This window comes from Paracoccaceae bacterium Fryx2, from assembly GCA_032334235.1.
Classification (GTDB): Bacteria; Pseudomonadota; Alphaproteobacteria; order Rhodobacterales; family Rhodobacteraceae; genus JAVSGI01.
Genome location: JAVSGI010000005.1, coordinates 619040 through 639274, shown reverse-complemented (window position 1 = coordinate 639274; position 20235 = coordinate 619040). Strand labels below are relative to the sequence as shown.

20 protein-coding genes are annotated in these 20235 nt (G+C 68.3%); 11 read left to right on the top strand and 9 right to left on the bottom strand.

The annotated features are described in order from the left end of the window. Positions 1-51: 51 nt before the first annotated feature. Together aroB and RNZ50_12280 are read right to left on the bottom strand one after the other, a co-directional pair. Positions 52-1167, bottom strand: coding sequence for a 3-dehydroquinate synthase (gene aroB / locus RNZ50_12285; GenBank protein ID MDT8855780.1), 1116 nt, complete (start codon positions 1165-1167; stop codon positions 52-54). Continuing rightward, positions 1168-1767: a shikimate kinase gene (locus RNZ50_12280; GenBank protein ID MDT8855779.1), complete on the bottom strand. Its 600-nt coding sequence runs from the start codon at positions 1765-1767 to the stop codon at positions 1168-1170. A gap of 175 nt (positions 1768-1942) precedes the next feature. Between RNZ50_12280 and RNZ50_12275 the strand changes: the two genes are divergently transcribed. From RNZ50_12275 to RNZ50_12260, 4 genes are all read left to right on the top strand, one after another. Continuing rightward, a complete protein-coding gene (locus RNZ50_12275; GenBank protein MDT8855778.1) occupies positions 1943-2077 on the top strand; it encodes a hypothetical protein in 135 nt (44 codons plus the stop codon). Positions 2078-2150: 73 nt separating this feature from the next. Next, positions 2151-3695 carry a hypothetical protein gene (locus RNZ50_12270; protein MDT8855777.1) on the top strand — a complete coding sequence of 515 codons (1545 nt, stop codon included), beginning with the start codon at positions 2151-2153 and terminating at the stop codon, positions 3693-3695. Next, positions 3692-4630 carry a tyrosine recombinase gene (locus RNZ50_12265; protein ID MDT8855776.1) on the top strand — a complete coding sequence of 313 codons (939 nt, stop codon included), beginning with the start codon at positions 3692-3694 and terminating at the stop codon, positions 4628-4630. The genes RNZ50_12270 and RNZ50_12265 overlap by 4 nt, the downstream gene beginning before the upstream one ends. A gap of 34 nt (positions 4631-4664) precedes the next feature. Continuing rightward, positions 4665-5966 carry an HlyC/CorC family transporter gene (locus tag RNZ50_12260; protein ID MDT8855775.1) on the top strand — a complete coding sequence of 434 codons (1302 nt, stop codon included), beginning with the start codon at positions 4665-4667 and terminating at the stop codon, positions 5964-5966. Between the two features lie 112 nt (positions 5967-6078). Here the strand turns inward: RNZ50_12260 and RNZ50_12255 are convergent, their stop codons facing one another. Beyond that, positions 6079-7611 carry a DUF853 family protein gene (locus RNZ50_12255; GenBank protein MDT8855774.1) on the bottom strand — a complete coding sequence of 511 codons (1533 nt, stop codon included), beginning with the start codon at positions 7609-7611 and terminating at the stop codon, positions 6079-6081. A 484-nt stretch (positions 7612-8095) separates the two neighbouring features. On the opposite strand from RNZ50_12255, the gene RNZ50_12250 reads away from it, so the two are divergent. After that, positions 8096-8707, top strand: coding sequence for an invasion associated locus B family protein (locus RNZ50_12250; protein ID MDT8855773.1), 612 nt, complete (start codon positions 8096-8098; stop codon positions 8705-8707). Between the two features lie 176 nt (positions 8708-8883). Here the strand turns inward: RNZ50_12250 and RNZ50_12245 are convergent, their stop codons facing one another. From RNZ50_12245 to RNZ50_12230, 4 genes are read right to left on the bottom strand one after another with little or no spacing between them, the layout of a single operon-like run. Further along, on the bottom strand, positions 8884-10092 hold the full coding sequence (locus RNZ50_12245) for a beta-ketoacyl-[acyl-carrier-protein] synthase family protein (protein MDT8855772.1): 1209 nt from the start codon (positions 10090-10092) through the stop codon (positions 8884-8886). A 7-nt stretch (positions 10093-10099) separates the two neighbouring features. After that, entirely contained in the window at positions 10100-10363 is a 264-nt protein-coding gene (locus RNZ50_12240) for an acyl carrier protein (protein ID MDT8855771.1), read from the bottom strand. 30 nt (positions 10364-10393) lie between these two features. Continuing rightward, complete coding sequence (lpxD, locus tag RNZ50_12235; protein ID MDT8855770.1) at positions 10394-11485, bottom strand: UDP-3-O-(3-hydroxymyristoyl)glucosamine N-acyltransferase; 1092 nt, start codon at positions 11483-11485, stop codon at positions 10394-10396. Between the two features lie 47 nt (positions 11486-11532). After that, entirely contained in the window at positions 11533-13122 is a 1590-nt protein-coding gene (locus RNZ50_12230) for a L,D-transpeptidase family protein (protein MDT8855769.1), read from the bottom strand. 333 nt (positions 13123-13455) lie between these two features. Here RNZ50_12230 and RNZ50_12225 point away from each other — a divergent pair, with 333 nt between their 5' ends. Next, on the top strand, positions 13456-14025 hold the full coding sequence (locus RNZ50_12225) for a DUF882 domain-containing protein (GenBank protein MDT8855768.1): 570 nt from the start codon (positions 13456-13458) through the stop codon (positions 14023-14025). Positions 14026-14127: 102 nt separating this feature from the next. Here RNZ50_12225 and RNZ50_12220 read toward each other — a convergent pair whose 3' ends face one another. Further along, positions 14128-14919: an RlmE family RNA methyltransferase gene (locus RNZ50_12220; protein ID MDT8855767.1), complete on the bottom strand. Its 792-nt coding sequence runs from the start codon at positions 14917-14919 to the stop codon at positions 14128-14130. Next, a complete protein-coding gene (locus RNZ50_12215; GenBank protein ID MDT8855766.1) occupies positions 14916-16061 on the bottom strand; it encodes a Ppx/GppA phosphatase family protein in 1146 nt (381 codons plus the stop codon). Before RNZ50_12215 ends, RNZ50_12220 begins: the two co-directional genes overlap by 4 nt. Before the next feature lie 277 nt (positions 16062-16338). Here RNZ50_12215 and RNZ50_12210 point away from each other — a divergent pair, with 277 nt between their 5' ends. The 5 genes from RNZ50_12210 (at position 16339) to RNZ50_12190 (ending at position 20163) form a co-directional block, all read left to right on the top strand. Then, on the top strand, positions 16339-16635 hold the full coding sequence (locus RNZ50_12210; protein ID MDT8855765.1) for a virulence factor: 297 nt from the start codon (positions 16339-16341) through the stop codon (positions 16633-16635). Positions 16636-16674: 39 nt separating this feature from the next. After that, a complete protein-coding gene (locus tag RNZ50_12205; GenBank protein ID MDT8855764.1) occupies positions 16675-17592 on the top strand; it encodes a methylenetetrahydrofolate reductase in 918 nt (305 codons plus the stop codon). 14 nt (positions 17593-17606) lie between these two features. Further along, on the top strand, positions 17607-18599 hold the full coding sequence (locus RNZ50_12200; GenBank protein ID MDT8855763.1) for a methyltetrahydrofolate cobalamin methyltransferase: 993 nt from the start codon (positions 17607-17609) through the stop codon (positions 18597-18599). 52 nt (positions 18600-18651) lie between these two features. Next, on the top strand, positions 18652-18882 hold the full coding sequence (locus RNZ50_12195) for an N-(5'-phosphoribosyl)anthranilate isomerase (GenBank protein ID MDT8855762.1): 231 nt from the start codon (positions 18652-18654) through the stop codon (positions 18880-18882). 117 nt (positions 18883-18999) lie between these two features. Then, entirely contained in the window at positions 19000-20163 is a 1164-nt protein-coding gene (locus RNZ50_12190; protein ID MDT8855761.1) for a CoA transferase, read from the top strand. The last annotated feature ends 72 nt before the right edge of the window (positions 20164-20235 follow it).

The following is a 20235-nucleotide window of genomic DNA, read 5'->3' as shown; positions in this document are numbered from 1 at the left end:
TGCGGGATGCCCGCAGGGCGGCCGGATATTTCGTAGAAATATCGCGGAGCGTCAGTGGCGGGTGCGCAGCGCATCCTCCAGCACCGCGTGCACCATGTCGCCGGGCACGTCGTCCGCCACGAACGCCTCGCCGATGCCGCGCGCCAGGATGAAGCGCAGCTTGCCGTCCACCACCTTCTTGTCCTGCGCCATCAGCGCCAGCAGCGCCCCTGCCCCCGGCAGGTCGCCCGGAATGTCGGCCAGATCGACGCGCAGCCCCATGGCGCGCAGATGGGCGCGCACCCGGCCCGGCGTTTCCTGCGCGCAAAGGCCCAGCCGCTGCGACAGCTCGAACGCCAGCGCGCAGCCGATCGCCACGCCCTCGCCGTGCAGCAGCCGGTCGGAATAGCCGGTGGCGCTTTCCAGCGCGTGGCAGAAGGTATGCCCGAGGTTCAGCAAGGCGCGGTCGCCCTCCTCGTGTTCGTCGCGCGCCACGATCTCGGCCTTCATCTGCACCGAGCGCAGCACGGCGCGCTGGCGCAGGGTGGCGTCGGCCGCCAATGCGCCTGCGTTGCCTTCCAGCCAGTCGAAGAAGGCGGCGTCGCCCAGCAGGCCGTATTTCACGACCTCGCCATAGCCCGCGCGGAAATCGCGCGGCGGCAGGGTTTCCAGCACGCCGATGTCGGCAAGGACCAGGCTGGGCTGGTGGAAGGCGCCGACCAGGTTCTTGCCCTGCGCCGTGTTGATCCCGGTCTTGCCGCCGACCGAACTGTCGACCTGCGCCAGCAGCGTGGTGGGAATCTGCACGAATCGCACGCCGCGCCGCAGCACGGCGGCGGCAAAGCCCACCAGATCGCCAACCACGCCGCCGCCGAACGCCACCACCATGTCGCGGCGCTCGATCTTCTGTTCCAGCAGCCATTCGACGCAGCGGGCGAACTGCTCCCACCCCTTCGTCTGTTCGCCCGGCGGCAGCGCCAGCGCGGTCATCGCGATGCCTTCCGCCTCGAATGCGGCGGAAAGCCGCATCAGGTGGTGGCTGGCGACGGTTTCGTCGGTCACCACCGCCACGCGGCGGCGCTTCAGCAGCGGCGCCACCTCGGCCCCGGCCCGGTCGATCAGGCCCGCGCCGATCCGCACCTGATAGCGGCGCGACCCAAGCTCCACATCGACGATATCGGTTCCCATTCAGGATCTTCCTTCCAGCACATCCGCCCGCGTCTGCAGTGCCGCGATCACCCGCGTCGCCATGTCCTCGATCGACAGATCGTGTTCGGCATCCACCGTCAGGTCGGCCATCGCATAGATCGGCACCCGCGCCTCGTAAAGGCCGCGCAGGGTCTCGCGCGGGTTGGGCGTGCGCAGCAGGGGGCGCGAGGACTTGTGCCGCACCCTTTGCCACAGCAGGTCAAGCTCGGCCCGCAGCCAGACCGACACGCCGGCCCCGGCAATGGCGCTGCGGTTGGCCTGCGACAGAAACGCGCCCCCGCCGGTCGAAAGCACGCAGGGCGGCCCCGCGACCAGCCGGGCCAGCACCTCGCTTTCGCGGGCGCGGAAGAACGGCTCGCCGTCGCGTTCGAAGATTTCGGGGATCGAGCGTTGCGCGGCGCGCACGATCTCCTCATCCGAATCAAGGAAGGGAACGCCAAGCATCCTTGCCAGTTGCGTGCCCACGGCGGTCTTGCCCGCGCCCATCATGCCCACCAGCACAACCGTTTTCTTCAGCCGTCCCATCTTTGCGGCACTATCCTTGCAGCCGCGCGAGGCGGCATCGTCCCCCGATGTCACAGTCCCGGCGATCTGCCGCCCGGTCGTGATCTTTCTTCCCTGAATGGCGTGAACTCGGCGCGAATGCCATATATAATCGCGCGCAGGGCTCCGTGCGTCGGGGCCGCACCCCGGGGACGGGGGCGGTGCGCGGCGGGCGGCAAGAAACGGGCGGCAGTGGAAGGATATCGGGCACATGGGACGGATCATCAAGGCGGCACTGGTTCTGGGGGTGTTCGGCTTCATCGCCCTTGCCGGGTATGCCTATCTGGGCGATCTGGCGCCGCAGCAGTCGGTCGTCACGCAACCGGTGCTGCTGGATGCGAACTGACGCGCGCATGGCCACGATCATGGCCCCGCGCCCGGGCCCGCGCATGATGGCCCCGCATACGGCGGTCCCGCGCATGGCCCCCCCCGTCGCTGGCCCCGTGCTGGCGACGCTGCTTGCCGTGCTTGCCGGGGCGGCCGCGGCGCAGGAGCCGCTGTCGGCCATCGACTGGCTTTCGAAGTCGGTGACCGAACCGGCCCAGACCGCGGCCTATCCGGCGCCCGAGGAGCCTGCCGTGGCGGGCGGGGCGCTGCCCGAGAGCATCGCGGTGTCGCCGCTGGACGGGCCGTCGCCCGATGCGCTGGGCCTGCTTCCGCCGCAGGTGACCGGCCTGCCCCGCGCGCTGTGGGGGCTGGGACGCACCGCGGAAATCGCGGCACGCATCACCGCCGAGCGCACCGACACCCTGCCGACGTTGCAGGCGCTGCTGATCACGCTGCTGCTGGCCGAGGCCGAGGCCCCTGCCGATGCGGCCGGGCGTGGCGTGCTGCTGCTGGCGCGGATCGACAAGCTGCTGGAGATGGGCGCGCTGGAACAGGCGGCGGCGCTGCTGGAAGCCTCTGGCGCGCGGACCGTGGATCTGTTCCGCCGCAGCTTCGACGTGGCGCTGCTGACCGGAACCGAGGATGCCGCCTGCGAGGCGATGCGCGGGTCGCCCGATCTGGCGCCGACCTTCACGGCGCGGGTGTTCTGTCTGGCGCGGGCGGGCGACTGGAACGCCTCGGCCCTGACGCTGCGCACGGCGCAGGCGCTGGGGTTCGTCACGCCCGAGGAGGACGCGCTGCTGTCGCGGTTTCTCGACCCTGATCTTTACGAGGAAGACCCGGCCCTGCCCAACCCCGCGCGCCCGACCCCGCTGGTCTGGCGACTGTTCGAGGCGATCGGTGAACCGCTGCCGACGCAGGGGCTGCCGCTGGCCTTTTCACATGCCGAGCTGCGCGAACAGGCGGGCTGGAAGGCGCAGGTCGAGGCGGCCGAGCGGCTGGCGCGGGCCGGGGTGATCTCGCCCAACCAGTTGCTGGGGCTTTACACCTCGCGTCAGCCCGCGGCGTCGGGCGGGGTGTGGGACCGCATCGAGGCGTTCCAGACCTTCGACGCGGCACTGGCGCGCAAGGATGCGGCGGCGGTGGCGCAGGCCCTGCCCGCCGTCTGGGACCGCATGACCGAGGCCGAGCTTGAGGTGCCCTTCGCCGCGCTTTATGCCGAGCCGCTGCTGGCGATGCGGCTGCCCGATGTCGCGGGGGCGCTGGCCTTCCGCATCGCGCTGCTGTCGGACCGTTACGAGCAGGCGGCGGTGTCGCGGAAGCCGACCGGCACGACCGAGGCTTTCCTGATCGGCATCGCGCGCGGCTCGGTCGAGGGAGTGACACCGATCGACAGCATGGGCCGGGCGATCGCGCCGGCCTTTCTGGCCCCTGCCCCGTCGGCCGAGGCGCTGGCGCTGCTGGAGGAAAACCGGCTGGGCGAGGCGCTGCTGCTGGCGATGGACAGCATCGCAGGCGGCGTGCAGGGCAATCTGCGCGGCGTGACCGAAGGGCTGGCGCTGCTGCGCCATGTCGGGCTGGAGGAGGCAGCGCGGCGCACCGCGCTGGAACTGCTGCTGCTGGAGCGGCGCGGATGACCGCAGCCGAGACCGATCGCTGGATCTCGACCTTTCTGGCCGCGCAGGCCGCCGATCTGGATGCGGCACGCAACACCCTGCTGGCCTACGGGCGCGATCTGGCGGATTTCGGCGCCTGGTTGCGGGCGCGCGGGTCGGGCTTTGCGGCGGTGGACCGGGCGGCGGTCGAGGACTATCTGATCCATTGCGAGGCGCAGGGGCTGGCCAAGGCGACCCGGGCGCGGCGGCTGTCTGCGATCCGCCAGCTTTACCGCTTTGCGCTGGAGGAAGGCTGGTGCGACGCCAACCCCGCGCTGCGCCTGAAGGGGCCGGGGCGCGAGCGGCGCCTGCCGAAGTCGCTGGGCATCGCCGAGGTGGACCGCCTGCTGGCGGCCGCGCGCGACAAGGGCCGCAATGCCGCCGACCAGCAACGCAACCGCTGTCTGCTGGAACTGCTCTATGCCACCGGAATGCGGGTGTCGGAACTGGTGGAACTGCCAGTAGCGGCAGCCCGCGGCGACCCGGCAATGATTCTGGTGCGCGGCAAGGGCGGCAAGGAGCGGCTGGTGCCGCTGTCGCCCCCGGCGCGCGAGGCGCTGGCCGACTGGCTGCCGACGCGTGACGCAAGCCAGGACGAGGCACGCCGGGCGGGCAAGGCGCCGTCGCGGTTCCTGTTTCCCGGCCTCGGCGCCTCGGGGCACATCACGCGCGAGTATTTCTATGTTCTGATCAAGCAGATCGCGGTGCTGGCCGGCATCTCGCCCGCGCTGGTCACGCCGCACAGCCTGCGCCATGCCTTTGCCACGCACCTGCTGGCGGGCGGGGCCGATCTGCTGGTGATCCAGACCCTGCTGGGCCACGCCGATGTCTCGACGACCGAGATCTATACGCATGTGCTGGAAGACCACCTGAAGACGCTGGTGCTCGACCACCACCCGCTGGCCCGAAAGGGCTGAGCCGACCTGACGCTGCCTCAACCGGATTGGACCCATGGAAACGACCGCCTTCGACACTGCCTTCTGGCTGACAACCGCCGCCATCCTTGGCCTGCTTGTGCTGTCGGCCTTTTTCTCGGGGTCCGAAACCGCCCTGACGGCGGCGAGCCGGGGCAAGCTGCGCGCGCAGGCCGACAAGGGGTCGCCCGGGGCCGCCGTGGCGCTGAAGGTGACCGAGGACAACGAGCGGATGATCGGCGCGCTGCTGCTGGGCAACAACGTGGTCAACATCCTCGCGGCCTCGCTGGCGACGGCGCTGCTGACGCGGGTGTTCGGCGATTCGGGGGTGGCACTGGCCACGCTGGGCATGACGACGCTCGTGCTGATCTTCGGCGAGGTGCTGCCCAAGACCTTTGCCATCACCCATGCCGAAACCGTCGCCTCGCGCGTGGCCCCGATCATCCGGGTGCTGATCGTGCTGTTTGCGCCGGTGATCACCATGGTGCGGACGCTGGTGCGCGGCATCCTGTGGGTTTTCGGCGTGCGGACCGACCCCGACAGCCATTTCCTTGCGCTGCGCGAGGAGATCGTGGGTGCGATCGCGCTGGGCCATTCGGAAGGCGCGGTGGAGAAGGAAGACCGCGACCGGCTGCTGGGGGCGCTGGACCTGCAACACCGCACGGTCGAGGAGATCATGCGCCACCGCAGCCAGATCGAGATGATCGACGCCGATCGCACCCCCGACCAGATCATCACCCAGGCGCTGCGCTCGCCCCATACCCGCATCCCGGTCTATCGCGGCAATGACGAGAACATCCTCGGCGTCGTCCACGCCAAGGACCTGCTGCGCGAGGTCGACCGGCTGATCCGGGCCGTTGACGGCACCCGCGAATCGATCCGCGACCTGGACATCGTGAGTATCGCGATGACGCCCTATTTCGTGCCCGAGACCACGCCGCTGGATGAACAGATGCGCCAGTTCCTGAAGCGGCGCACCCATTTCGCGCTGGTGGTCGACGAATACGGCGCGCTGCGCGGGCTGATCACGCTGGAGGACATTCTGGAGGAGATCGTCGGCGAGATCACCGACGAGTTCGACCCCGATCAGGAAAGCGCGCTGAAACCGTCGGAAAGCGGCGACTATCTGGTGGATGGCGCGATGACGATCCGCGACCTGAACCGCGCGATGGACTGGAACCTGCCCGACGACGAGGCCAACACCGTGGCCGGGCTGGTGATTCACGAGGCCCAGACCATTCCGACCGAAGGCCAGGTGTTCAGCTTCCACGGTTTCCGTTTCGAGGTCGCGGCGCGCAAGGAAAACCGGCTGGTCAAGCTGAAGATCCGGCCGCTGTGAGGTCGAAGTTCAGGGGAAAGAGCGGGGGCTCTGCCCCCGCACCCCCGGGATATTTGAGAACAGAAGAATGGAAAGACGTTGGCCCGCTGGTCCGGTGCGGCTGCCCTTGGGATCATCGCTTCCGGAACAGCGACCCCAGCACGCCGCGCACCAGCGCCTGACCTGACCTTGTGCCAAGCTGGCGGGCGAAGCTTTTCGCGAAAGCCTCGCCGACGCTGTCGGACCGGCTGCTGCTGCGGGGGTTCGGGGGCGTGCGCAACGGGCCGCCGTCGTAGCGGCGGGCATTGCCGAACTCTTGGTCGGACTCCCGCTGTTCGTTGCGGGCCGCCTCGCGGGCGGCGGCCTCTGCCCGGGCGCGCAGGCGTTCGTGGGCCGAGTCGCGGTCGACCGCCGTTTCATACTTGTCGCGCAGCGGGGAGGCCGCGATCAGGGCGGCGCGCAGGGCGGGCTCGATGGGGCCAAGCTGCGACGAAGGCGGGCGGATCAGGGTGCGCTGCACCATGCCGGGGATGCCCTTGTCTTCCAGCAGCGAGGTCACAGCCTCGCCGGTGCCGACCTCGCGGATCGCGTCTTCGGTGGCGAAGGCCGGGTTGTCGCGGTAGGTCTGGGCCGCCAGCCGCAGGTCCTTCTGGTCGCGGGCGGTGAAGGCGCGCAGGGCGTGCTGGATGCGGTTGCCAAGCTGGCCGAGGATGGTTTCGGGCACGTCGGCGGGGTTCTGCGTCACGAAATAGACCCCGACGCCCTTGGAACGGATCAGGCGGGCGACCTGTTCGACCTTGGCGACCAGCGCCTTGGGGGCATCGTCGAACAGCAGGTGCGCCTCGTCGAAGAAGAACACCAGTTTCGGCTTGTCGGGGTCGCCGACCTCGGGCAGTTCCTCGAAGAGTTCTGACAGCAGCCACAGCAGGAAGGTGGCGTAGAGGCGGGGCGCGGCCATCAGGGCCTCGGCGGCGAGGATGTTGACCATGCCCCGGCCATCGGGGGCAAGCCGCATCAGGTCGGCCAGATCGAGGGCGGGTTCGCCGAACAGCGCCGCCCCGCCCTGATTCTCCAGCACCAGCAGGCGGCGCTGGATCGCGCCGATCGAGGCGGGGGAGACGAGGCCGTAGCGGGCGGAAATGGCAGCCGCATTTTCGGCGATGAACACCAGCATGGCCTGCAGGTCTTTCAGGTCGAGCAGCGGCAAGGCCTCTTCTTCGGCCAGACGGAAAGCGACGTTCAGCACGCCCTCCTGCGGTTCGGTCAGATCGAGCAGCCGCGACAGCAGCAGCGGCCCCATTTCCGACACCGTGGCGCGGACCGGGTGGCCCTGGCGGCCGAAGATATCCCAGAAGGTGACCGGAGAGGCGGCATAGCCGAGGTCAAGCCCGATGGTCGCGGCGCGCCGGGTGAAGGCGCCGTGCAGCTTGTGGTCGGCCGAGCCTGCGGCCGCGAGGCCCGCCAGATCGCCCTTCACGTCGGACAGGAAGACCGGCACCCCCGCCGCCGAGAAGCCTTCGGCCAGGATCTGCAGCGTCACGGTCTTGCCGGTGCCGGTGGCCCCGGCCACCAGCCCGTGGCGGTTGCCGTATTTCAAGAGCAGGCGCTGCGGCGCGGCATGGCCCTCGCCGCCGCCGCCGACAAAGATGCTGTCCTGTTCGTTCACGATGCTCTCCGTCCCTGCCGCGCGCGGGCAGGATACAATGTTAACCTGCATGTGCCAGTGTTGACGTCATCCGGACGCATCTGTTGTGGCCGGGTGTTACTTCCTCCCTGTCAGACTGGCCGCGCCCTTGAAAAGGCGCGGTTTTTTTTCACCTTTTCAGCCGGGGGCAGCGCACGATTTTCGATTGACGCCCGCGATTTTACGCCGTAGCGTTCTGTGCAATGAAGTCGGCCAGGCCGACAGGGAGCAAAGACCATTTGGAAGGGCCAGTCATGCTGGCCCTTTTCCTTTGTGTCATGCCGCAGGTCCGGAGCAGCGGGAAATTGCCGCGGGCGGGGAAACGGGGTGCATTTGGCACCTGACTCCGGTGCGCCGTCATGATAAATCGCCCCCGACACCATTTGAGGACCACGGACGAATGTCGATGAATGACTTGACCAGACTTCTGGCGGTGACGCTCTGCCTCGGGCTCGGATCGGGCGCGATGGCGCAGGAAAGCCCGGCCCCCGCGGCCGAGGCTCCGGCCCCCGCGCCTGCCGTTCCGGGCGGGCTGTCGATGGGTCAGGAGGCCGGTGCCCCCGCCGCCGACGGACCGGGCAGCATCTATGTAGCCGCCACCTTCGGCGATTGGGACCAGCGTTGCGTGCGGGCCGAAGACGGGTCCGACCCCTGCCAGATGTATCAACTGCTGAAGGACGGCAAGGGCAACCCGGTGGCCGAGATCAGCCTGTTCGCGCTGCCCGAGGGCCAGGCGGCCGCGGCGGGGGCGACGATCATCGCGCCGCTGGAAACGCTTCTGACCGAGCAACTGACCATCCAGGTCGATACCGGCAAGGCGAAGGTCTATCCCTTCACCTGGTGTTCGAGCGATGGCTGCGTGTCGCGGGTCGGGTTTTCTGCGGATGAGGTCGTGGCGTTCAAGAAGGGCGTGAAGGCCACGATCTCCATCGTGCCGGTGATTGCGCCCGACCAGAAGGTGGCGCTTGACCTGTCGCTGAAGGGCTTCACCGCGGGCTATGACGCGGTTGCGGCGTCGAATGCGGCGGCGCTGTCCGCGGCAGAGGATGCAGGCACCCCGGCACCGGCCGGCAACTGATACAGGGCCTCCGGGCAGCAGAACGCCGCGCGATCCGCGCGGCGTTTCCGTTTGCGCTGCCCGCGCGGGGGTTTTCGTTTGCGCGTCCCGCGCGGGGGTTTTCGTTTGCGCGTCCCGCGCGGGGTTTTCGTTTGCGCGTCCCGCGCGGGGTTTTCGGGTGCCGGGTCCGCGCGGGGTCAGATGCGCCGCAGCGCCAGCACCGCGTTCAGCCCGCCAAAGGCGAAGGCGTTGCTCAGCACCACCGAAACATCGGCATCGCGCGCCACGTTCGGCACCACGTCGAGCGCGCATTCCGGGTCGGGTTCTTCATAGCCGATGGTGGGGGCGATCACCCGGTCACGCAGCGCCATGATGCAGGCCAGCAGTTCCACCGCGCCGGTGCCGCCGATCAGGTGGCCGTGCATCGACTTGGTCGAGGACATCATCAGCCGGTCGGCATGGGGGCCGAACACATCGGCCACGGCGGCGCATTCCGTCTTGTCGTTGGCCGAGGTGCCGGTGCCGTGGGCATTGATGTAGCCGACCTGCTCGGGGTTGAGCCGCGCATCGCGCAGCGCCCCGGCAATCGCCCTTGCCGCCCCCTGTTTCGACGGCATCACGATGTCGGAGGCATCCGAGGTCATGGCGAACCCGACCACCTCTGCCAGCATTTCCGCCCCGCGGGCGCGGGCGTGTTCGTAATCCTCGAACACGAAGACCGCAGCGCCCTCGCCCTGCACCATGCCGTTGCGGTTCAGGCTGAACGGGCGGCAGGCGTCTTTCGACATGACGCGCAAGCCTTCCCAGGCCTTGATGCCGCCAAAGCACAGCATCGATTCCGAACCGCCGGTCAGCATCGCCTTGGTCATGCCCGACCGGATCATGTGGAACGCCTGCCCCATCGCATGGTTTGAACTGGCGCAGGCGGTGGCCACGGTGAAGCTGGGGCCTTTCAGGTTGAATTCCATCGTCAGGTGCGAACAGGCGGCGTTGTTCATCAGCTTGGGCACGACGAAGGGGTGGACGCGGTTCTTGCCCTCTTCATAGACGGCGCGATAGTTGTCGTCCCAGGTGTTTACGCCGCCGCCGGCGGTGCCCAGCACCACGCCCGCCTCATACCCCAGCCGCCCGTCGAAGTTCAGCCCCGATTGCGCCACCGCCTCGCGCGCGGCGAGCAGGGTGAACTGGGTGAACTTGTCGTAGAGCACGATCTGCTGGCGGTTGAAGTGGGCCTCGGGGTCCCAGCTGTGGACCTGGCCGCCGATCTGGATCGAGAGGCGGTCCTTGTCGCGGATATCCAGCTCGGTGATGCCGCAGCGGCCTTCGCGGAAGGCCAGCAGGGTGCCCGCCACACCATGCGCCAGCGCATTGATGGTGCCCGCCCCGGTGATGACGACGCGGTTCATGCCCCGGTCACCCGCGGGCGGCGACCAGCGCCTCGATCGCGGCGACGATGGTGGCCACCGACGAAATGTCGAAATCCGACTGCGAGGGTTCGTTGGCGTTGAACGGCACCGAGATGTCGAAGGCCTCCTCGATGGCGAAGATCGATTCCACCAGACCGAGGCTGTCGATCCCCAGGCTTTCCAGCGTGCTGTCCATCGTCACGTCCGACACGTCGAGCACCGCCTGTTCGGCGATGATCGCGATAACCCTGTCCTGCACGCTTTGCCCCATGGCAACCCCCTGATCCGGTTCGCTGTTGATCTAGTCAACATTGCCGGGGTTTGAAACAGCTTTCTGAAGGGCCGCCATCGCTGCGGCAAGACGCGGCAGGCGGCGCAGGGCCTTCTGCATCTCGATATGGGTCTGCATCTTCACCGCCGGATAGCCCAGCAGCACCCGGCCTGCGGGCGCGTTGGTGAAGATCTTGGTGGCCCCGCCCGCGATCACGTCATCCCCGACGAAGATGTTGTCGTTGACGCCGCATTGCCCGGCCATTACCACGCGGTCGCCGATCCGGGCCGAGCCTGCGATGCCGACCTGCCCGCAGAGCAGGCAGTCGCGGCCGATCTGCACGTTGTGGCCGACATGCACCAGATTGTCGAGCTTGGTCCCCGACCCGATGCTGGTGTCGCGGATCGTGCCGCGGTCGATGCAGCTGTTGGCACCGATTTCGACATCGTCGCCGATGGTCACGGCGCCCAGCGAGTGGATCCGGGTCCAGCTTTGGGCGCGGATGTCGTCGCGCGCGCCCAGCGACTCGCGGATTTCCTCGACGCCGGATTTCTCGGGGGTGACGAAGGAAAAGCCGTCGGCGCCGATCACCGCGCCGGGCTGGCAGATGAAGCGGTCGCCGATCACCACCCGCGCCCCGATCCGCGCGCCCTGAAGGATCAGCGCATCGGCCCCGATCCGCGCCCCGGCGGCGATGGAGACATGGCTCGCAATCCGCGCCCCCGGTCCGAGGACGACATTGGCGCCGATGGTCACGAAGGGGGCAATCGCGGCCCCTGCCCCGATTTCGGCGGTCGGGTCGATCAGCGCCAGCGCGTGAATGCCCGGCGCGATGTCGGGGCCCGGGTCCATCAGGCGCGTCAGGCCCGCCATCGCCAGCCGGGCGCGCGGGGCGAAGATCGCGGCTTCAAGCCCAAGCGCCCGCCAGTCGGCCCCCTGCCACAAGAGCGCGGCGCGGGCCCGGCCCTGTGCCAGACCGGGGGCATATTTCGGGTCGAGCGCCAGCGCCAGCGCGTCGCGCCCCGCCGTGGCAGGCTCTGCCGCGCCCTCGACGCGCAAGGACAGGTTGCCTGCGGCCTCGGCACCAAGGGCTGCCGCAATCTCTGCAATCGAATGGCTCATCACCGGCTCCGGCGGTTGGGGCGGCCCGCTGCCGCCCGCCGCCAGATCTAGCCCTGAACGCCGCGCAGCACCACCCCGGCCTGCTGCAGCGCCTCGAAAATCCGGCCATCGCGGCCATAGACATCGCGGCGGTAGTTCATCCGGCCCTTGGCGGTGGTCCAGGCGGTGAAATAGACCAGATGCACCGGCACCGGCTCGACCAGTTTGAGGTTGACCTCGCGTCCGGCGTCGAGATGGCGCTTGAACTCGCCCTGCGGGTCGTCGGTCTGTTTCGCCAGCAGCGCATAGGCGAAGTCGAACGGGTCGCCCAGCCGGATGCAGCCATGGCTGAAGGCCCGAACGTCGCGCGCGAACAGCGATTTCGACGGCGTGTCGTGCAGGTAGATGTTGTATTTGTTGGGGAACATGAACTTCACCAGCCCCAGCGCGTTGCCGTCCGAGGGCGGCTGGCGCATGGCGTAGGGGAAGGTGCGCGCGGTATAGGCGCCGAAGTTGACGGCGCCGCGCGGCACGACGCGGCCGGCCCGGTCGATGATCTGCAGATGGCCCGCCGCCCCCGGAATGCGCTGCATCAGCGGCAGGTATTCCTTGGTGGTGATCGAGCGCGGCACGCTCCACGACGGGTTGACCACCATGTAAGCCATCTGGTCCGAGAATTCGGGGCTGCGCTGGTCGGGCACGTCCTTGCCGATCACCGACCGGGTGGTGAAGGTCACCTTGCCGTTGTCGATGATCTTCGTGCTGAAATCGGTCAGGTTGACCCAGATGTGGCGGCGGCCGCGGTCGATGTTCATCCAGCGTTCGCGCTCCATCGCCACCACGACCGAACGCAGCCGCGCCTCGGGCTCGATGTTGATCTCGGCCAGCGTGGCGGGCGAGGCCACCCCGTCGGATTCAAGCCCGTGGTCGATCTGGAAGTCCTGCACCGCCTTTTGCAGGCTGGCGTCATAGGTCATGGTCGCGCTGCGCCCGAGGTAGCCCATGGCGATCAGGCGGTCGCGCAGCTGCACCACCCCTGCCCCGGTCTGGCCGGGCTTCAGGCTTTCGGCCGACACCGGCGCTCCCCAGCCGCCGGTGGCGGGCAGGCGTTCCAGCGTCAGCTTGGCCTTCATCAGCCGCGCGTATTCCGGCGCTTTCGGGGCCAGCGCCTTCAGCACGGCCGAGGGCGTGCCGGCGGCGATGGCATCCAGATTGGCGCGGCGGTCGCGCAGTGGCACCTCGCGCACGATCCCGGCATCCACCTTGGCGGGCACCAGCACGCCGGTCTGAAGGTCGCGGGCGTAATCGAGATAGGCGCGCGACATCGCGACCTCCAGCCGCCCGCGGTCGCCTTCGGTGCGCGCGGCATGGAAGGCGGCCATCAGCGCGCCCGCATCATAACGCTGCACCGGCAGGCCATGGTCGCCCGCGGTGGCCAGCGCCGACAGGAACGCCGCCCGCCTCTCCGCGTCGGCGGCCCCGGTCCAGAGCGTGGCATAGCCGTTGTCGCGGTAGAAACCCGCGATGGCGTCATCCCTGGCCGACGCCTCGGTCAGCGCCTGGCTGAACGGGGTGACCTGGGCCCGGGAGGGGGCGGTCAGGCCGCCGAGGATCAGGAACGCGAGAAGCAATGTGGCCAGCCCCTGGGCTCGCGTCATGGGTGATGCAAACAAATTCATTCGATCCTCGGGGTAAGCACTTCTGTCGCGCAATAGTCAAAGTCGATGATTCCCGCACCCCTGTCCACTCACAACCCTGCCAGATACCGGCATATTGTCGCATTTCGGCCACGAGGCCGGTTGCCGCCGAGCAATTCCGCAACGTCGCCGGCTTTCAGCAATTTTTTGCCTATTGCGTGTCAACTGGCGGGGTGTGCGGAATCCGCGCTTGGGCTTCGATTCTTCCTGTGGCATAACACTGGGACAGTTGAGACGAGTGGAAGAAACCGCAGCACAAGCGGTAGAATACCAGCGACGGGACAGGCGCTCACAATGACAATGAACATGACTTCGGGAATCTCGCGGCGCGGGCTTCTAGGCATCTTTGCGGCAACGGCCGTCATCGCGGCGCCAACCTGCTCCAACGCGTTCGGGATTCTCAGGGGGGCAGGCGACATCCGCCGGGTCCGGATGTACTCGGGAAGGACCGGCGAAAGCCTTGACACGATCTACTGGATCGAAGGGGAATACATCCCGGAAGTCCTGAAGGAAATCAATCACTTCATGCGCGACTGGCGGTCGGGTGCGACCGTGAAGATGGATCCGCGCACGGTTGACATCATGGCGGCGTCGCATCGTCTGATGGATGTGTCGGAGCCTTTCACGCTGCTGTCGGGCTATCGCAGCCCGCAGACCAACGCCATGCTGCGCTCCAAATCCGGCGGTGTGGCGCGGAACTCGCTGCACATGAAGGGCCAGGCGGCGGACCTGCGGCTGAAGTCGCGGTCGGTCGGGCAGATGGCGAAGGCGGCAGAGGCCTGTTCGTCGGGCGGGGTCGGACGCTATTCGCGCTCGAACTTCGTCCACATGGACTGCGGGCCGGTGCGCCACTGGGGCGGCTGACGCCGACCAGGCAACTGACTGTATTTTTCGGGAACGATCAGGGGGCACCGCAAGGTGCCCCTATTTTCTTTCCGACCGGTTAGCGCCGGGTCGGGCGCGGGTTCAGGCGGCCGGAGTGTCGTCGGGCAGGCCATCGGGCAGGTCGTCGGGCAGGTCGGGGGCGTCGCCCCGGTCCCTGCCGCGGAACCCCATTGCCACCACGAACTTTTCCGAACTGTCGGCACGGCTGGCGGCCGGCTTGACGTTGGCGACCTTGCGGAAGTTCTTCTTCAGCCGGGTCTGCATCCCGATCTCGGCCCCCCCGGCCAGCACCTTGGCCACGAAGGTGCCGCCCTCCTCCAGCACGTCGAAGGCGAAGTCGAGCGCCGCCTCGACCAGCGCGATGATGCGGATGTGGTCGGTGCCCTTGTGCCCCGAGGCGGCGGCGGCCATGTCGGAAAGCACCACGTCGGCAGACCCGCCGAGCCAGTCCTTGACCTGCGCATCTGCGCCTTCTTCCAGAAAATCAAGCACATGGATCTGCGCGCCCGCGATAGGCTCGACCTCTTGCAGGTCCACCCCCAGCACGCTGCCCTGCGGCTTGTTCTTGCGGTCCCCCAGCGCATTGACCCGGGGCACCGCGACCTGGCACCACCCGCCCGGCGCACAGCCCAGATCAACCACCCGGGCGCCGGGTTTCAGGAAACCGTACTTGTCGTCGAGTTCCATGATCTTGAAGGCGGCGCGGCCGCGGTAACCCTCCTTCCTGGCGCGCGCCACATAGGGGTCGTTCAGCTGCCGTTCGAGCCACAGCGTCGAGGACAGCTTGCGCCCCTTGGCGGTCTTGACCCGCACGCGCAACTCGCGCTGGCCGCGCCCGGAGGCGCCTTTGACGGGGGTGGGTTTGTCGGTCATTCGTAAGGTCCGTCTTCCAGAACGCCATCCGCGCTCATCTGTGCATACAATAGCCCTTCTCGCAGCCCCCGGTCCGCGACCGAAAGCCGGTCGGTGGGCCAGATCCGCATCAGGGCCTGAAGGATCGCCGCCCCCGACATGATCAGCGCATGGCGGTCGCGCCCGATGCGCGGGTCGGTGCGCCGCCCTTCGGGGCCAAGCGACAGGTAATCGCGGATCACCATGTCGATCTGGTCCGACGACATGTGCAACCCGTCGACCTTGGTCCGGTCATAGCGGCGCAGGCCGAGGAACGAGGCGGCCACGGTGGTCACTGTGCCAGAGGTGCCGATGATCTGGAACCCCTCGCGCGGGTTTTCGGCGTTGTAGGGCGAAAAGCTGGCAAGGTTTTCCTCGAAATGCCAGCTCATCAGGGCAAAGCGGGCGGCGTCGTCCTCGACATCGCTGAACTGGTCCTTCAGCGTTGCCACCCCCAGCGGCACCGAGATCCAGTCCACCACCCGCGCGGCGGGCGCGTCGCCGGTCGGTGTGAAACCGGCGTGCAGCCGCATGATCGCCTTCGGACGGTCCTCTGGGGCCACATCCGACAGGTCGATCCACACCAGTTCGGTCGACCCGCCGCCGATGTCGACCACCAGCAACTGTTCGGTGCGGGCGTTTACCAGCGGCGCGCAGGAGATCACCGCCAGCCGGGCTTCCTCCTCGGGGGCGATCACCTCGAGCGCAAGGCCGGTTTCGCGCCGCACCTGGCGGATGAAGTCGCGGGCATTGCGGGCGCGGCGGCAGGCTTCGGTCGCCACCAGCCGCATCCGCACCACGCCGTGCTTCTCAATCTTCTTCTGGCAGATGCGCAAGGCCTGCACGGTCCGCACCATCGACGACCGGCTGAGCCGCCCCGACGCCTCCAGCCCGACGCCAAGCTGCACCGTCTTGGAAAAACTGTCTATGACCTGAAACTGACTGCCCCGCGGCTGGGCAATCAGCATCCGGCAACTGTTCGTGCCAAGGTCAAGGGCGGCGTAAAGCTGCCCCTGACCGGGTTCGACGGGGCGCTCGGACGGCTCGACCGGGCGGAAGGCAGGTTGGATGTCGCCTGCACGCCTCGGGATCGCGTCCGCACCCCTGGGACGCTCGGGCGTCATCAACACGCCCTCCATTTGCTGTTGGGGCCAGAGTAGTCCCAGCCGCCCCCCTCCGCAAGCGGTGATGAGGGCCGCGGCAAGGGCTCTCCGGGGCGCGGGACCGGTGATCTGGCGGGCGGGTTTTCCGGCGATCGGCCATGGCGCCGGCGGGCGGCGGCGGCCCGCTGCGACAGGTGCCGGGACCGGGGTCGCTTGAAGCGTGCGCCATGTCGAAATCCGGCATCGGCTGCCGTTGGGGGGCGCTATGTAGACAGGCAGGAAGCGGAGGGAATCAGGAATGCCAGAGGTCACCATCGTCTATTGGCGCGACATTCCCGCGCAGGTCATCGTCGGCAAGGGGCGGACCGGATCGAAGGTCAAGCTGAGCGAGCGCTTCGAGCAGGCGATCGACCGCGTCGCGATGAAGGTCGGCGCCAGGGATGCCGATGCCTACATGGCCGAATGGCGCAAGGCCGCCCCCTACACGGTCGAGGGCGAGCCCGATGCCATTGCCGCCGCCGAGGCGGCCCGGCTGGAAGCCGCCTTCGACGCCCCGGGTCTGAAGGCGCTGATCGACGCCGACGGCCGGGCCTGACCACTCGCCCCCCCCTTCATGAACCCGCTGGAGACCATCATGGCGCTTTTCAACTTCCGCCGCGAGGCACCCGAGGCCGACACCGGCTCTGCCGCGGTGGAGGCGCTGCTGCGCGGCTATTCCATCGAGGTGATGCCGCGCACCGCCGAGAAGGTCACCGATTTCCGCGACCTGCTGCCCGCGGGAACCCGCGTCTACATCGCCCATATCGAGGGCACGCCGATTGCCGACATGGTGGCGACCGCCCGCCGTCTGAAGGGCGAAGGCTTTGCCGTGATGCCGCATTTCCCGGCGCGCATCATCCCCGACCGCGCCACGCTGGCCGACTGGATCGCCCGCTATCGCGGCGAGGCCGACGTGACCGAGGGCCTGCTGCTGGGCGGCGGCGTCAACACCCCGGCGGGGGAGTTCGATTCCTCGATGCAGTTGATCGAAAGCGGGCTGTTCGACGGCTTCAGGCGGCTGCACGTCGCGGGCCACCCCGAAGGCAACCGCGACATCGACAAGGACGGCGGCGACCGGGTGGTGATGCAGGCACTGAAGTGGAAGCAGGCGTTCGCCGACCGCTCGGATGCCGAGATGGCAATCGTGACCCAGTTCTGCTTCGAGGCCGCCCCGGTGATCGCCTGGGCCGACCGCCTGGCCGCCGAGGGCATCCGCCTGCCGATCCACATCGGGCTGGCCGGGCCGGCCAAGCTGCAGACCCTGATCAGGTTCGCAATCGCCTGCGGCGTCGGCAAGTCGCTGCGCGTGCTGCAGAAGCGCGCGATGGACGTGACGAAACTGCTGTCGCCCTACGAGCCGACCGAGATGATCGAGGCGCTGGCGGCACACAAGGCGCGCCATCCGCGCTTCGGCATCGAATCCGTGCATTTCTTCCCCCTGGGTGGCATCAAGGCCAATGCCACCTGGGCCATCGAGAATGGCGGCGCGTCCGGCGTGCCTGCGAACTTTTGAAGATAGGTTGAAGAATGACCCGTACCGTTATCGAATCCAAGACGAAAACCGTCATCATCGGCTTTGACGAGCCGTTCTGCGTGATCGGTGAACGCATCAACCCCACCGGGCGCAAGAAGCTGGCGGCCGAGCTTGAGGCCGGCGATTTCACGACCGTGCTGCGCGACGCACTGGAACAGGTGGCCTGCGGCGCGATGGTGCTGGACGTGAACTCGGGCGCGGTATTCACCAACAAGATGGCAACCGATCCGCGCTATGCCGACAACAACTTTGTCGAGCCGCCGCTGATGCGCGAGCTGATCCAGCGCATTCAGGCCGTGGTCGATGTGCCGCTCTGCATCGACAGCTCGGTTCCGGGCGCGCTGGAGGCGGGGTTGCAGGCCTGCGAAGGCCGCCCGCTGCTGAACTCGGTAACGGGCGAGGAAGAGCGGATGGAGCTCGTCCTGCCGCTGGTGAAGAAATACAACGTGCCGGTTGTGGCGATTTCCAACGACGATACCGGGATCAGCGAAGACCCCGACGTGCGCTTTGCGGTGGCGAAGAAGATCGTGGAGCGCGCCGCCGACTTCGGCATTCCGGCGCATGACATCGTGGTCGATCCGCTGGTAATGCCGATCGGCGCGATGGGCTCGGCCGGACAGCAGGTGTTCACGCTGGTGCGCCGCCTGCGCGACGAGCTTGGGGTCAACACCACCTGCGGGGCGTCCAACATCAGCTTCGGGCTGCCGCACCGCCACGGCATCAACGCGGCCTTCCTGCCGATGGCGATCGGCGCGGGCATGACCAGCGCGATCATGAACCCGGTCCGCCAGGTGGAGATGGAGGCGATCCGCGCCGCCAATTTCCTGATGAACCACGATGCCAACGGCGGCGAATGGATCCGCTTTGCGCGGGTGCTGGAAGCGGTCGAGGGCGGGCGCACCTTCGCAGAGGCCTCGGCCGAGGCGGCGGCGGCGGGCGGGCGCGGCGGCCGGTCCGGCGGGCGCGCGGGCCGGGCGCGGGGGTGAGTTTCAGGGTCGGCTTAACCCGGCCTTAACCAGGCGCGGGGCAGGATCGGGCATGGAAAACCTATGCCTGCACAGCACACCCGACTCGTGGATCGCCGAGGTCTTTGCCGCGCAGGCCGTGCGCAAGGGCGGGGTGATCCGGCGCAACGTCCACTGGATTGCGCGCGAGATCGGCTGCGAGCGGTTTGTCGAGGAAGTGCGGCAGCGCGGGTTCCGCCTGCTGGAAACCGGCGATCAGTGGATCGTGATCTGCCACGGCGGCGGAGTCAGACTGCTGGTCTGAGGCGCCGAATTTTCTACGAAAATTCAGATTTTTCGTAGAAAAATCGGGGCCGGTCACGGGGCTTGCCGAAGCCGCGCGCCTGATGTCTGATCCGCCTGCCACAACCGCGGAGCCGCCATGACCAGACCCCTTGACGCCATCACCGTGCTTGACCTGACCCATGTGCTGGCCGGCCCCTTCGCCTCGACCACGCTGGGCGACCTCGGCGCGCGCATCATCAAGGTCGAACGCCCCGGCGCGGGCGACGACACCCGCGCCTTCCCGCCCTTCGTGCAGGGCGAAAGCGCCTATTTCGCGGCGCTCAACGCGGGCAAGCAGTCGATTGCACTTGATCTGGCCGCCGCCGCCGACCGCGCGATCTTCGGGCGGCTGCTGGATCGGGCCGACGTTCTGCTGGAAAACTTCCGCCCCGGCGTGATGGAGCGGCTGGGCTATGGCTGGGACAGCCTGCAGCACAGCCATCCCCGTCTGATCTATGGCGCCGTCTCGGGCTTTGGCCATACCGGGCCGGATGCGGGCAGGCCCGCCTATGACATGGTGGTGCAGGCGCGCGGCGGCGTGATGTCGATCACGGGCGAGGCGGGCGGGCCGCCGGTGCGGGTGGGCGCCTCGATCGGCGACATCGCTGCGGGGATGTATCTGGTGCAGGGCGTGCTGGCGGCGCTGCTGCAGCGGCAGGCGACCGGGCGCGGCGCCAAGGTCGACGTGGCCATGCTGGATGCGCAGATCGCCATCCAGGAACATGCGCTGGCGATCACCACCGCGACCGGCGTGCCACCCGGCCCCAGCGGCTCGCGGCATCCGACGATCACGCCGTTCTCGACCTACCGCGCCGCCGACGGGTTTTTCGTGATTGCCGCCGGGAACGACGCGCTCTGGGCGAAATGCTGCGCCGCGCTGGGGCTGGACGGTCTGGCGGGCGATCCGCGCTTTGCCAGCAACGCCGCGCGCTGCGAGCATCATGCGCTGATCAAGCGGCTGATCGAGACCCGGACGTTGGGCGCCCCCCGCGACCACTGGATTGCGGTGCTGCAGGAGGCGGGGGTGCCGACCGGCCGGGTGCAGAACATGGCCGAGGCGCTGGCCGATCCGCAGGTCGTCGCGCGGAACATGGTGCTGCCGGTCACGCCACGCCCCGGCGGCCCCGCCTTCACCGCTGCGGGTAATCCGATCAAGATGTCCACCCTGCCCGAAGCGGCGGCGCGCGGCCCGGCGCCGACGCTGGACGGCGACCGCGCGGCGATTCTGGCCTGGCTTGATGCGCCGGGGGGCGGTGGCTGACCGTCACCTGCCGCTGACAGGCATTGCTCCCTGCCCCGCACGCCCTACAAACGACCGGGCGGACAGGACAAG